This window comes from Shewanella youngdeokensis (assembly GCF_033180165.1).
Taxonomy (GTDB): Bacteria; Pseudomonadota; Gammaproteobacteria; order Enterobacterales; family Shewanellaceae; genus Shewanella; species Shewanella youngdeokensis.
Genome location: NZ_CP136522.1, coordinates 699,718 through 712,599, shown reverse-complemented (window position 1 = coordinate 712,599; position 12,882 = coordinate 699,718). Strand labels below are relative to the sequence as shown.

Annotated in this window: 12 protein-coding genes; 7 read left to right on the top strand and 5 right to left on the bottom strand. The window is 42.2% G+C overall.

The annotated features are described in order from the left end of the window. Nucleotides 1-242: 242 nt before the first annotated feature. Nucleotides 243-899, top strand: coding sequence for a thiol:disulfide interchange protein DsbA/DsbL (locus tag RGE70_RS03025; protein ID WP_310470081.1), 657 nt, complete (start codon nt 243-245; stop codon nt 897-899). Between the two features lie 92 nt (nt 900-991). Here the strand turns inward: RGE70_RS03025 and RGE70_RS03020 are convergent, their stop codons facing one another. From RGE70_RS03020 to hemG, 3 genes are all read right to left on the bottom strand, one after another. Continuing rightward, nucleotides 992-1,999, bottom strand: a complete 1,008-nt coding sequence (locus RGE70_RS03020) for a glycosyltransferase family 4 protein (protein WP_310470080.1) — start codon at nt 1,997-1,999, stop codon at nt 992-994. Between the two features lie 87 nt (nt 2,000-2,086). Beyond that, nucleotides 2,087-2,617, bottom strand: a complete 531-nt coding sequence (locus tag RGE70_RS03015; RefSeq protein WP_310470079.1) for a cytochrome b/b6 domain-containing protein — start codon at nt 2,615-2,617, stop codon at nt 2,087-2,089. Between the two features lie 22 nt (nt 2,618-2,639). Beyond that, complete coding sequence (gene hemG / locus RGE70_RS03010) at nt 2,640-3,170, bottom strand: menaquinone-dependent protoporphyrinogen IX dehydrogenase (RefSeq protein ID WP_310470078.1); 531 nt, start codon at nt 3,168-3,170, stop codon at nt 2,640-2,642. Between the two features lie 978 nt (nt 3,171-4,148). Here hemG and RGE70_RS03005 point away from each other — a divergent pair. The 6 genes from RGE70_RS03005 to RGE70_RS02980 all read left to right on the top strand — a co-directional run bounded on the left by RGE70_RS03005 (nt 4,149) and on the right by RGE70_RS02980 (nt 10,287). Continuing rightward, nucleotides 4,149-5,927 (top strand): aryl-sulfate sulfotransferase, encoded by a 1,779-nt coding sequence (locus RGE70_RS03005; RefSeq protein WP_310470077.1) that lies wholly within the window; start codon nt 4,149-4,151, stop codon nt 5,925-5,927. 117 nt (nt 5,928-6,044) lie between these two features. Continuing rightward, entirely contained in the window at nt 6,045-6,797 is a 753-nt protein-coding gene (locus RGE70_RS03000; RefSeq protein WP_310470076.1) for a hypothetical protein, read from the top strand. A gap of 36 nt (nt 6,798-6,833) precedes the next feature. Next, nucleotides 6,834-7,436 (top strand): thioredoxin domain-containing protein, encoded by a 603-nt coding sequence (locus RGE70_RS02995; protein WP_310470075.1) that lies wholly within the window; start codon nt 6,834-6,836, stop codon nt 7,434-7,436. A gap of 8 nt (nt 7,437-7,444) precedes the next feature. Further along, nucleotides 7,445-8,056, top strand: a complete 612-nt coding sequence (locus tag RGE70_RS02990; RefSeq protein WP_310470074.1) for a disulfide bond formation protein B — start codon at nt 7,445-7,447, stop codon at nt 8,054-8,056. Between the two features lie 223 nt (nt 8,057-8,279). Continuing rightward, nucleotides 8,280-9,254 (top strand): LysR family transcriptional regulator, encoded by a 975-nt coding sequence (locus RGE70_RS02985; protein WP_310470073.1) that lies wholly within the window; start codon nt 8,280-8,282, stop codon nt 9,252-9,254. Nucleotides 9,255-9,426: 172 nt separating this feature from the next. Next, nucleotides 9,427-10,287 (top strand): TIGR03899 family protein, encoded by an 861-nt coding sequence (locus tag RGE70_RS02980; protein ID WP_375087892.1) that lies wholly within the window; start codon nt 9,427-9,429, stop codon nt 10,285-10,287. A 143-nt stretch (nt 10,288-10,430) separates the two neighbouring features. Here the strand turns inward: RGE70_RS02980 and cysC are convergent, their stop codons facing one another. Then, nucleotides 10,431-11,048 (bottom strand): adenylyl-sulfate kinase, encoded by a 618-nt coding sequence (gene cysC / locus RGE70_RS02975; RefSeq protein ID WP_310470072.1) that lies wholly within the window; start codon nt 11,046-11,048, stop codon nt 10,431-10,433. A 109-nt stretch (nt 11,049-11,157) separates the two neighbouring features. Beyond that, the gene (locus RGE70_RS02970; protein WP_310470071.1) at nt 11,158-12,882 is read right to left on the bottom strand and encodes an SLC13 family permease; all 1,725 of its coding nucleotides are present in this window, start codon (nt 12,880-12,882) and stop codon (nt 11,158-11,160) included.

Below are 12,882 nucleotides of genomic sequence, written 5' to 3'. Positions count from 1 at the left end.
TTACCGCCTTATTGAACTTTGTTTGTGAAGCAGCCCTAAATTTATGGCTAAAACTCACTTTTCCCCACTCAAAGCACTGTATAGGTCACACTCTTGCCCCTGATAGTCTCCGCAAATTCAGTCATAATTAAGCCGCTTAATTTAATATCAAAGATATTAAATAGCCTAACCCGCTGGGTTAAATTTTTACGCGCTATGCACACCCCTTATCTACAAAGAAAAGGTCACCTGAGGACATTAGTTTGATTAAACATATTGCTTTAGCATTAACACTCGCCGTTGCACCAATTAGCAGTTTTGCTGCGCAATTTACTGAAGGTGTACATTTTACCCAAGTTACAAATAAGGCGCCTAGCAGCGAACCTAAACTGACTGAGTTTTTCTCTTTGTATTGCCACAACTGTTTCAGCATGGAAAAGCAGTTTTTAGGCGACATCAAAGCAAACCTACACAAGTCAGTATCGTTCGATACCAAACACGTTGATTTTATGAATAGCGAAATTGGTACTGAAGTCATGCGCTCACTAGCGGTTATTCATGAAGTAGGTCAAAAAGACAAACTTAAGCACGCCATGTTTTCTGCCATTCAAGGTGACGAAGGCGGACACCATGATCACAGCGCAGAAGGTCATGAGCATGAAGAGAAAATTCAAAGCCGTGACGATATTAAAGCGGTTTTTGCACAATTTGGAATTGATTCAGCTAAATACGACAAAATTGCTGATAGTAAGCTAACCGACGAAAAACTAGCGTTATGGCGCGCGCAGCAACAAGAATTTAGAATTCAAGGTGTTCCAGCGTTCGTGGTTAACGACAAATACGCCGTAAACATGAGCTCGATTCAAACGCTAGGCCAACTTATTGACCTAATTAACTACCTTGCGGTTGAACATAAATAATTGGGTAAACCAATCAACTTTGACCTTTGAGTCAACGTATTACTAAGGCGCCAACTGGCGCCTTTTTTATTGGTTGTACACTGTAATATGCGCTAGCAATGTTGCTGTAACAACTGCAGCCAACGCGTCTGTACCCGTTGCCAGGCAAGCTGCGTAGCTTGGCGCTGCAATTGGTTACTGCCAATTTCAGCGCTGCGACTAACACGTTCGATAGCCTCAACTATGCCGGTCGCCGTTAAAGGGTTAATCACCTCATAACCCTGCTTGCCCCCAACGTCTTTCAAGTCGTCAATTTGATCAGCCAAACCATCCAGCGCAGGCAACACAACGTGCCGCCCAGCAGCGATAGACTCCATACACGTTAGCCCAAAGGGTTCCCAGCGCGACGGGATCACCACCACATCACCCGAACGTAAAAACGTAGGCACATCATTGATCTCCCCAACAAATGTTACATGCGGCATTGCTTGAGCTAGCTGTTGAAGTGCGCCTTTGTCTTCGCCGTCTCCGGCAATCGCTAGCGTAACTTGCTTTGCATTAAAGCTCGCCATGGCTTTGATTAATAGATCAAAACCTTTTTGCTTGGATAATCGACCATAAGCCACCAACTTAAGTGGGGTAGCTTGCTTAGCTTTGGGAATGGCTAAAAATGGCTCAACCTGCTTGGCTTGCCCAACTCGAGCCAATTTAGTTTCAGATATCACCCCGCATTCCACCAACCAATCCGCTTGCTGATCCGACACAGTTAGCACCTTATCCATAAGCGAATAACCCAGTGTTAGCAGCCATTTAAAACGATACGGCTTCCCTACACAATGGCGCACAAATTCACGGCAATAATGATGTTCTTGGTACATTAAAGGGGTGGACATATTGGCAAGCTTTATCGCGATAAGCGCCGGGATTTTTCGCCAACTAAGGGCACCATGTACAACAATAACTTGAGCCTGATAGCGGCAAAATGATGGTTTGATAAGCTGAATATGGTGTAATTGAAACTCAAATGATTGGTTTAATGTCGAGGCAGCAAGGCTTTCTAACGCTAAATTAACGCCACCAAGTTTTGCATCATCGATAAGGTGAATGATCTTTGGTTGCAATTCCCGCCCCTAATTTATCCTTAATAGTCATAATTTAAGTTAAAGGCGGCGAAGATAACAGCTTTGAAGACAAAAAAGGTTGATAAACTAATTACGAATAAAGTCCAGCACATGTGAACATGCAAAAACCACATGTACACCGATAAACCCAATAAAGACTTTTGCGCAATCAATATGGTAACCACGCCATTGCAGGGCGTCGGCCGTCCCTTGGGTTAGATACCATAAACACCCAGTAACACCTACCGCGACAAAGACCAATAGGCCCAAGCCTTCAACAATGCTAAATAAACCTCGGCCACCCGCCACAGGCAGCTTACCTTTTGCGAGGCCTTTAATGTCTTTCGATAGCTGAGAAAAATCAGCAATTAACCAAGGAAAATACTGGCGCCACTTACCTTTTAAGCAAGTGGTGATTAAAAATACCACCGCCAACAATGCCGTCAATAAGCCTAAGTACACATGGCTTAAATCCCAAAATGTTGCGTTAGCACGTAGGCTACGACCAATCAAAACAAAGCCGCTGGTCATAATAAGATATGCAACGGTAAAAATGACCACAATATGTTGCTGCGCGATGTATCTATCGAGCCAAGTTTTTAGTTTTGATTTAGCCATAACACTCTCAAAAATTAGCGATTTAGCCTGCAGATAATAGATTTACTTTGTCTGCATAAGCGTCTACTTTTTGCCAATCAGTGTATTCAACATTTGTATCGGCAGCGGTTGGGCCTTTTGTGATCCACATAATAAAGCGAATGATATTGCGGTCCATCATGTTGTAACCGGGATAGTTTAGGTTGCCACCAAATACTTCAAGCAGCTGCGGTAACCATGGTGATTTGTCGACAAAAGCGCGCATGTATGGGTTGGTTTCCGGCGTGTTTTTTAATGGTTTTCGCGCCACTAAACTGACCGAAAAAAAGCTACTAGGCTTTTGCTCTAACGTGCTTTGATTAGCTTCAATAAAATCGTAAACAGCTGGATTATGCTTACCATGACGAATACTCGCGCCGATAACAATTTTGTCGAATTCAGCCAGATCAACGCTTTCATCAATACTAGTAACTTGTACTTCGTTACCTAAAGCGGTGAGCTTTTTCTCAATATGAGCACAGACTTTACGCGTCTGACCACGAACACTTGAATAAACGATTAGGATCTTGCTCATTCGCAATAACTGCCTTTTGCTATAAAATTCGATTTTGCTAATGATAGAGGATCCATCAACAATATTACTTGAAACAGATCACGAGCTATAAAGTGATTCGCGTATTTATTTTCACCTAACTCACAAAATGCTCAACAACCTTGTAAATTTCAACCACTGCCGCAGCAATCAAAACGCAGTACAGCCAACTTCACCGCCAAGCTCATCACTAGCCCAAGCTGATACCACTGTTACATGCACAAGGTTGAAGCAAATCGTAATTTGAGTTTATCAACCACGATTTTCTAGCCGTTTAGCGCTTTACTGCTGAGCGGCCCGCTGCGGCCAAACTAAACAGATCTAGGCTCAAACTTAGTACAGCCTAAGCTAAATTAGCAAAACGATGTCCGTTCATGTAATTGGTTATCTGGATTTGCCCACACCAAACTTTAGTGTTGAGAATTTTGACCTATACAATGTTTTTGCCCGTTATGCTTTAGTAAGAAGTACTAAACCCAAAGGTATTGCCAGTACCGCTGGTGTTTAAGTTGGCTTCAATAATACTTAAAGGATCGCCAGCGCACAGCCTTAGCTTAATAATGTCCGCTTTAAAAAAACGGCGCTTTCGGTAAAGTGGCTAATAGCTATATGTCAAAGGCACTTTAATTTACTGACATTAAGTAATCTAACAAATTAAGTTCATCTTGATTATATTAACCTTGCTGCAGAAACTTTTAATTCAAAATACTACAAACACTTTTACATTGGCCATTTAAAATATATACCCCCCGATTAAAAGTATTGTAAAACCAAGATAAAAAACTGGATCGGTTTTCCTTGTTTTTAGGAAAGGCTATTTTTGTTGTGTTTAAGTTCAAGGATAAAAACAATTAAAAAACACGCAAAATATATTTGTCGAATTGATCACAATAATACAACAGCACACTCTATAAATTAGCTCCCGAAAGCAAGAAACCAATTTCGATAAAGGATACTAAAATGAAAAAGTGTATTATAGCTTCTGTTGTATCACTGGCCTTATTGAGCAGTGCAAATGTTATGTCGGCAGGTTTTAAAGCTGCTCCAGCAGTAGGTGAGTTAGGCGCAATGTTGGTTAACCCTTATGGTAACTCACCATTAACGGCTCTATTAGATCTTCACAGTAAAAAACCGACTGATGTTAAAGTAACAGTGCACGGAAAAGGCAAAAATGGGGTCGACATTGAGTACCCAGTTGGGCCAGAAACCGTAATGCACCATGACGGTATTCCTATCTTTGGTTTATACCCAGACTACAAAAACAACGTAACTGTTGAATACAAGTTAGACGGCAAAAAAATTAAAGAAGATTACAAAGTCATTACCTCGCCTATCGTCAATAAATATATTGATAACCGCAACGTTGCAAGGCTGCAAGATGTTGAAGTTAAAACCGTGGCAAAAGGGTTTGAAGACCGCCTATATATGGTTAACTCACACACGTTAACTCAGCAAGGTTCACAAATGCATTGGTCTGGCCCAAAACCTAAAGGAGCGGTTTTACAAGCGAGCTCACCTTCTACCGGCGCGCTACCTTTTGATGCACCACCAATGATTTACATTGTCGATACTCAGGGTGAGTACCGTTGGTGGCTAAACCAAGATGCAGTTTATGATGCAACCCAGCTGGATATCAAAAAACGTGGTTACATGATGGGCCTTAAAGACACTGGCGACGGCGATATTTCGTTTGTACAGGGTCAACGCTGGGGTAATTTCGACTTAATGGGTAAAATCCAAGCAAATGACTTACCACGTGGTTATGTCGACTTATCACATGCAACAGAGATCATGGATAACGGTCACCGCCTCGTTCGTGCAGCGAAAGCTAACTACGTCAACAAAGCCGGCGACACGGTACATACACTTCGAGATCATATCTTAGAGTTAGATGAAAAAGGCCACTTGGTTGATGTTTGGAACATCGGCTTAATTATGGATCCTTTCCGTGATTCACTTATGAAAGCGCTCGATATTGGTGCCGTCTGTGTGAATGTTGACATGGAACATGTTGGCGAAACCTTAGACATTGATATTGATGCACCCTATGGAGATATTCCAGGTGTAGGCCAAGGCCGTAACTGGGCTCATATCAACTCGATTGATTACGATCCAAAAGATGACAGCATCATATTGTCGTTCCGTCACCAGGGCGTAGCAAAAATTACTCGCGACAAGAAACTTAAATGGATTTTAGCCCCGTCTGAAGGTTGGAGAGATGGCTGGAAAGAGAAACTACTTAAGCCTGTAGACTCTGACGGTAACCCAATTGAATGTACCAGCAAAGGTGTTTGTGAAGGTGATTTTGACTTCTCATACACACAACATACTGCATGGCTGTCAAGTAAAGGCACCCTCACCGTATTTGATAATGGCGATGGTCGCGGACTCGAGCAACCAGCACTAAAAACCATGAAGTATTCACGCTTTGTTGAATATAAAATTGATGAAGAAAAAGGAACTGTTGAGCAAGTTTGGGAATATGGTAAAGAACGTGGTTATGATTGGTATTCACCAATTACCTCGGTGGTAGATTACCAAGCTGACCGTAATACCATGTTTGGTTTCGGTGGTTCTGTTCACTTATTTAATAAAGGTGAAAGAAACATTGGTAAAATTAATGAAATTGATTACGACACTAAAGAAGTTAAAGTTGAAATAAACGTATTATCTGACAAGCCTAATACGCCGCACTACAGAGCATTAATTATTGATGCCGAGAGTATGTTTGGTCGTTAATACTTAAATTAATATAAAGGGAGGGGCAACCCTCCTTTTATATATTAAGTCTATTGAAAATGTATTAAACCTCCATTGATTTAATTAAAACATTCAAATTAATAATAGGGCTTTAAAATGTTCAAGCAATTATCTTCGGTAGCTGTATTAGCAGTTCTACTCAGCACGAGTGCGCAAGCTGAGGTATTAAAACGCGACACAAGCATAGGTATTGGCGGACGAATTCACATGGGCACCGACGCCAAGGCTTCAAACATGGCCAACTTTTTTGCGCTATCAGCCAAACATAAAGTGGCCGCCGACTGGGGCCAGTTGGCATTAAAAGCCAAATATGAAAACCCATTTGGCCTAAAAGATCATCGCTATACTGGTGATGCACTTATTTCATTCAAGACCTACGCCGACCTTTACGTTCACCTTGGTGACTCAAACTTCCAACTTTGGTGGGATGAGTTTTCAACCGGTAGCACTAAAATCGTTGAGTTTACTAACCTCGGCGGCGTGGCCTACCATAACTCCATTGGTAAACTTAAATATAAAATTGGCGCCGGCGCTGCATACTCAATGGGGCACACACCTAAGGCTTCCTTCAATGGTCCAAGCTATATTGGCACTCGCCTCGACTTAATTTACCCCATTAATAAAAAGCTAGTTGCGTTTGCAATGTACGATTCTCGCTGGGATCGAGATGAAGATTTTAACGACGTATACAATTGGGATAAAGATCACGGCCATCATGCCATGCTCGGTGGTAAATACCGCTTTAACGACAAGTTTGACCTTGCTGTTGTTTATCATCATTTCAATGAAATGGGTGGGTATAACGAAAATGGCGAATCGATTGATCTCAACTTTTCATATCATTTATAAAATTTCATTCACCGACAACCGATATTTGAGGTAATCATGAAAAAAACACTTAGCATACTTGCGACGGCATTATTAGTCACATTCACGGTATCAGCTGCAGAAGTTATACAAATTGACACACCCGCACTCGATAACACAGTGCAAAAAGTTTACTCGGTTTACTGTCCATTTTGCTACAAGTACGAAAAAGCAGTAACGCCTAACTTAGTAAAAAACTTACCCGACGGCACGGTTTTTCAAGCGATTTGTCTAGAAAACAAAGGTAAGCTAGGTGTTGAATCTTGTGAAGTATTAGCCGCGGCTGACACTATCAGCCACAAAAAATACAAACAAGCAAAACTAGCAATGTATGCCGCAGTGCATGACCAAAAGCTTAAAAACGTGAAAGGCTCTACAGCTGTTAAGGGTGACCTTGCTGCAATTGGCCTTAAGGCTGCAGGCATGTCTCAGGCTGAATTTAAAGCAGCGCTTGCAAGCCCAAAAGCGCAAGCAAAGCTCGCCTATGACCGCACGATTGCGTTAACTATCGCTAAGAAAAAAGGGATCCCTGCCATTGTTGTTAGCGGTAACAAGATGATTGATACCAGCAGCATTACCTCACTTGCTAACCTTGATGAAACCATCAAAAATAACCTTTAAGGTGAACTATGATGATTCAATTAAAACAGTGGTTTGCTGACCTTAAAGCGCGTCCGTTAGCCACACTTGAGGCCACTCAAGAGAGACGGACGGTTTGGGTGGTAATGGCCTGTGCTTGCGTGTGTTTACTTGGCTCTGCGATGGGATATTTCCAGTGGTTTTTAGCAATGGATCCATGTGAAAACTGTGTTTACATCCGCTTTAGCCAGTTTTGTATTTTACTTGCTGGCATTGCAATGGTTATTGCACCAAAGAACGTCATCGTTAAAGTGCTAGGTTTAGCGCTCGCTTGGTACGGCATTATTTACGGCATGGACAAAGCAATTATTTTGGATGGCCAACATGTTGCCTCTCACGCAGCCGAAGCTGGGCTCGACTTGTTCCAGTCTGGTCAAGGTGCTAATGCTTGCTCACTTGAGCCAACATTCCCGTTAGATCTGCCACTGCACCAATGGCTACCATTTGAGTTTGCCCCTAGCGGTATTTGTGGTGAAGACGATTGGTCTCTTTTTGGCTTAAACATGGCTCAGTACTGCATCATTAGCTACTGCGTATTCATTGTTTGCGCACTACCGTTAACGATTGCATTTTTCACTAAAAGCCTGAATTGCAACCGATAGGGTTCGTTGCCATTTTTATGTTTCACCAAGCAGCCAGCCAACTAAAACAGCGGCAACCTGTTGTCGCTTTTTTCAACGCAATTAACCGATCACTTTCACAAAATATGAGTGCTAGCACCATAATGCTATGACCTACCTCTTAAACCTATAGAGTTTTAATTCAATAACTTAGTCGTACTGTTAAGATAATAAATAACCAATTAGATTCACATCAGGACTGAGTATGCCGGCCAAAGACATTTTAAAACTCTCTGTGCTACACATGAACATTCTGAAGAAAATTGTAGAATCTGGCAGTGCTGGCGTTGCCGCAGAAGAGCTTGCGCTCAGTACTTCTGCTGTGTCATACCGCTTAGCCACCATGCGCGAAATGTTCAACGATGAACTATTTATTCGAACAAACGATGGTTTAAAACCAACAGATTACTGCCGTAGGTTGGCACTTAGTGTCAATAATATCCTCAATCAAATCGAAGAAGAGTTGTTTCACGCTGGTAGCTTCAATCCTCAGCAAATTAACCGTCGTTTAGTTGTCCATGGTGACATCACCACAATTGGCTGGTTTCCTCGGTTATTTAGCGAACTGGCAACGTTATGCCCTCGCCTTGATTTGTCTTTTCATAGTTGGAACCATCATTCTCAAGAAGACATTATTGGCGGTAAAGTCGATTTTGGCATTCACATGCTGCCTAACAGCACTGCCGGCATTAACGAAGTCGAACTGACCTCATGCCAGCGCATTTTTATCGCCCATTCCAACCATCCATTAGCAAAAATTGGTCGGGTAAGTCTTGAAGATTTGAGTAACTATCAAGTATTAATGAGCGATTTAAGCGGTTGGAATAGCTATGGTCGCTCAACCATGGAGCGAGTATTAGCTGAACATGGTTTTACATTAAATATAAAAGGTCGCTTTGGTGATTGTAGCGCACTGTTTGATACCATCCGCACCGGCAATTACCTTACGTACACCTCAACACTCGCATTACCGCGAGATTTAACTAACTTAACCATTATTCCGGCGCCAGCGGCTTTAATCAAAAATAAATCATCTTACCGCCTTAAACTGTCGAGTCAGCGCTACGGTTCGCAAGAATATGCTTGGCTAGCTGAAACATTGGCTAGATCATTTAAAGAGTTTGCTCAGTCGCAAAACACAAGAACCGAACTGATGCATATTGAGTCTATTACTCGTTAGTACCGGCTCAAAATGGCATCAACGCTGCAAAATAAATTCACAAATGTGTAAGCTTGAAATGAGTCCGTTTTGAAATTAACGAGATAGCACTTGTTAAATCTAGCGTATAACCCGATAGTACACAGATTAAGTAGCGGTGCGATAACGACTAAATAAACAGAGGGCTTAACGGGTGGTTGAAACAATAAAGGACACAAAAAATCAGGCGCTGAAGTCAACGAACAGCGATAACACCAAGTCCACCGATGTTTCAGCTCGAAAAAAAGCCTTGTTGTTGGGCCGTATGCTCGGCCTTAGTAGTAGTGAAGATTACCGTCCAAGTAGCGCTTCAATCGATGAAAGAGCCCTACAGCGCAGCCAAATTCAGGCGCGGCAGTACCAGTCTAATTTAGAAACTATTTACAAAATAGCCATTAGCCAAACCCCGTCGGACACTACCGGCACCGACCTAGATCCCGATTGGGCGCATCAGTTTTTTCAACTGGCGGAGCAGATCCATAACCGTAAAATGCAAGAGTTATGGGGGCGTATTTTAGCCAGTGAAATTGCCAGTCCGGGTAATTTCAGCTTGCGAACTCTATCTACATTAAAACAGCTAACCCACAAAGAAGCCCAAGTGTTAGAAAAAGCTCTGAGCATGTCGGTACTGGTGAATAACGAGAATAAATTCAAACTAATTATTGGTTTTAAGCATGCCGGAGGCTTGGGGCAAATTTTTAAAAAAGCCACTCAAACAAATATTGGCTTATCTCAGTTTGGCTTGCCTTACTCCAATATTTTGACCTTAATTGAAGCTGGCATTTTGCACCGCAGTGAACTAGAAACAGGCTTACTAAGCAGTAAAAAGCCAATCAATTTTGCCTTAAGTAAAATAAAGCTGAAGCTGACGCCAAAAAGCGGTCAGTTGTTTTTTAACTATTACCGCTTTACTCCCGTTGGCGATGAGCTCGCACAGCTGATCCACTTTAATACCGACACTAACTACATCAAGGCATTAAAAGCTATTTTTGCACAGGACTTTAAAATCGACTAACAGAGGCTGCCACTGCCAGTCTCAACAGGTTTAAGCTACAAGGTGTGCAAGGTACAAATTTGACCAAACAAATTAAATAGTTGTACTTAGCACATTTAATAATGTCTATCTGCAACTATTGGTATTGTTGCCTTTGAACCAAATTAACCAGCAGCTTTGAGTTTGGAAGCATCAATAATCTGTAGTGCGGCTAAATAGTCGAGCACTGCAGTCACTTGAGTAGCCAGGTCTCCTTTATCTGTATCAATGGTTAATTCTGCTGCATCTGGAACTTCATAAGGAGCAGATATCCCAGTAAAATCTTTTATTTCACCTGCTCTCGCTTTTTTATACAAGCCTTTAGGATCACGGGCTTCACATACTGCTAATTGCGTCGAGAGGTGCACTTCAATAAACTGCCCTGCCTCAAATAGCGCACGCACTCTATCTCTTTCCTCTTTAGTCGGCGAAATAAATGCCGACAAAACAACCAAACCAGCATCAACCATAAGCTTGGCAACTTCGCCCACACGGCGTAAGTTTTCGTCCCTGTCAACGGCGCTAAAACCTAAGTCTTCACACAAACCATGCCTAACATTATCGCCATCAAGTAAATAAGTATGAAAGCCGGCATCAAATAACGCATGCTCTAACGCACCAGCCAAGGTTGACTTGCCCGAACCTGATAACCCCGTAAACCAGAGTAAAACTGGATTTTGGCCTTTTTGCTGTGCCCGTGACTTTTGATCAATACTGTGCGGATGCCAAACGATGTTAGACATAATCACTCCCAAACGAATATATAAATGGTTGAATAAATAACTTTATAAGCAACTGTACCGCATTCACTACAGCTGAAACTAAATGCCGTATAGCGGCAATAACATAACGTTAAAACGGAAACAGCAATGGTACTAAAGTAATGACAATTGATGAGTACAATACCGATAAAGGTATTCCAATCCTTAAAAAATCAGTAAAACGATAATTACCTGCGCTATAAACCATTAAATTAGTCTGATAGCCATAAGGCGATATAAAGCTGGCGCTAGCGCCAAATACCACTGCTAAGATAAACGGTCGAGTATCAACCCCATAACTCATCGCGATGGCGTATGCCACGGGAAAGGCCAGCGCCGCTGCTGCATTATTTGTAATAAGCTCGGTCAATATCAAGGTTAAAAAATACACGCAAACAAATGCAGCAAATACCCCAAAGCCATTTAACGAATCTAGAATGAGGGCACCAATATCATTAGCTAACCCGGTTGATAACATCAAATTAGCCAAATTTAATGCACTACCAACAATGACCACCAGCTCAATAGGAAAACGACGCCTTAACTCAGACAAACTCACCGCACCAATAGTCACATAACTCACCAGCAATAATATCAGCCCCTTAACCAATGGGAATGCATCAATCACACTGGCAAAAATGGTTAATACAAAGCCAGCTAATACCCACTGACTGCGACGTTTGTCTAGGCGCACACTGAGATCGAGACCACTGACCGCTGCGAAATCAGCAGCCAATTTAGCGTTACGACTAAAACCGTCACCAGGTGTGATCAGTAATACATCTCCCGCTTGTAATTCAATATCGCCAAGGCCTCCTTTTAATGGGTGATGACCACGGCGAATAGCCAGTACCGCGCCATCAAACTGCTCCCTAAACTTGGATGCTTTTAATGATGCCCCCACCAATTTTGAAGTTGAGGCAAGAACCGCCTCAATCAAGTTTTGCCCTTTAGCCTGCTGCTTGCCAAACCATTCAAGTCCATCAAATTGATGCAGCAACTCTACCGACTCAACCGCACCGCCAAAGCGTAAAATATCTTCACTTTGTAATACCAATTGCGGCGGCACAGGGCAAATTCGTATACCGCTGCGTTCCAACTCAACCAAATACAGCTTTTTTAGCGCCCTCAAGCGATTATCAAGTACGCTTTTACCAATTAACAGTGACTGCTTAGCAACTCTGGCTTCAAGTAGGTAAGGCAAGCTTTCTTCATCGCTGTCTTCTCGCCGGTCAGGCAATACATTGGCTAGCAAAACCAGTAAGCCAACACCTAAAGTAATGATTACAATTCCGACCAATGAAAACTCAAAAAATCCCAGTGGTTCTAAACCTGCATTTTCAACAAAGGAGTTAACAATCAGATTGGTAGAGGTACCAATTAAGGTAAGAGTCCCTCCCAATATTGCCGCGTAAGATAACGGCAATAACAGCTTTGCAGGCGCATGTGATTGATTACGCCTAACCACGCCAATCAATGATGATACCACCGCAGTATTATTGGTAAATGATGACAATAACGCAGTTGAAAAACCTAGCTTAGCCAATGTTGACGCCAACGATCCTTGACCAACTATTTGGCTTAGTCTGCCCAGCAATGAGGTTTTTTCTAATGCGGTGGTTGATAAGATAATCAACACTAAAGTCACTAAACTAGTATTGGTATAGCTACCCAATGCCGCTTCAATTTCCACCATGCCTAGCAGGTATGTGACCAATGCTGCCGTAAAAAACAGGGCTGCGGGGGTCCAAATACCTGCCATTAACGCAATGACTAAGGCGAGTAAAATGGTAGATAACACCCATATTTCAGACAC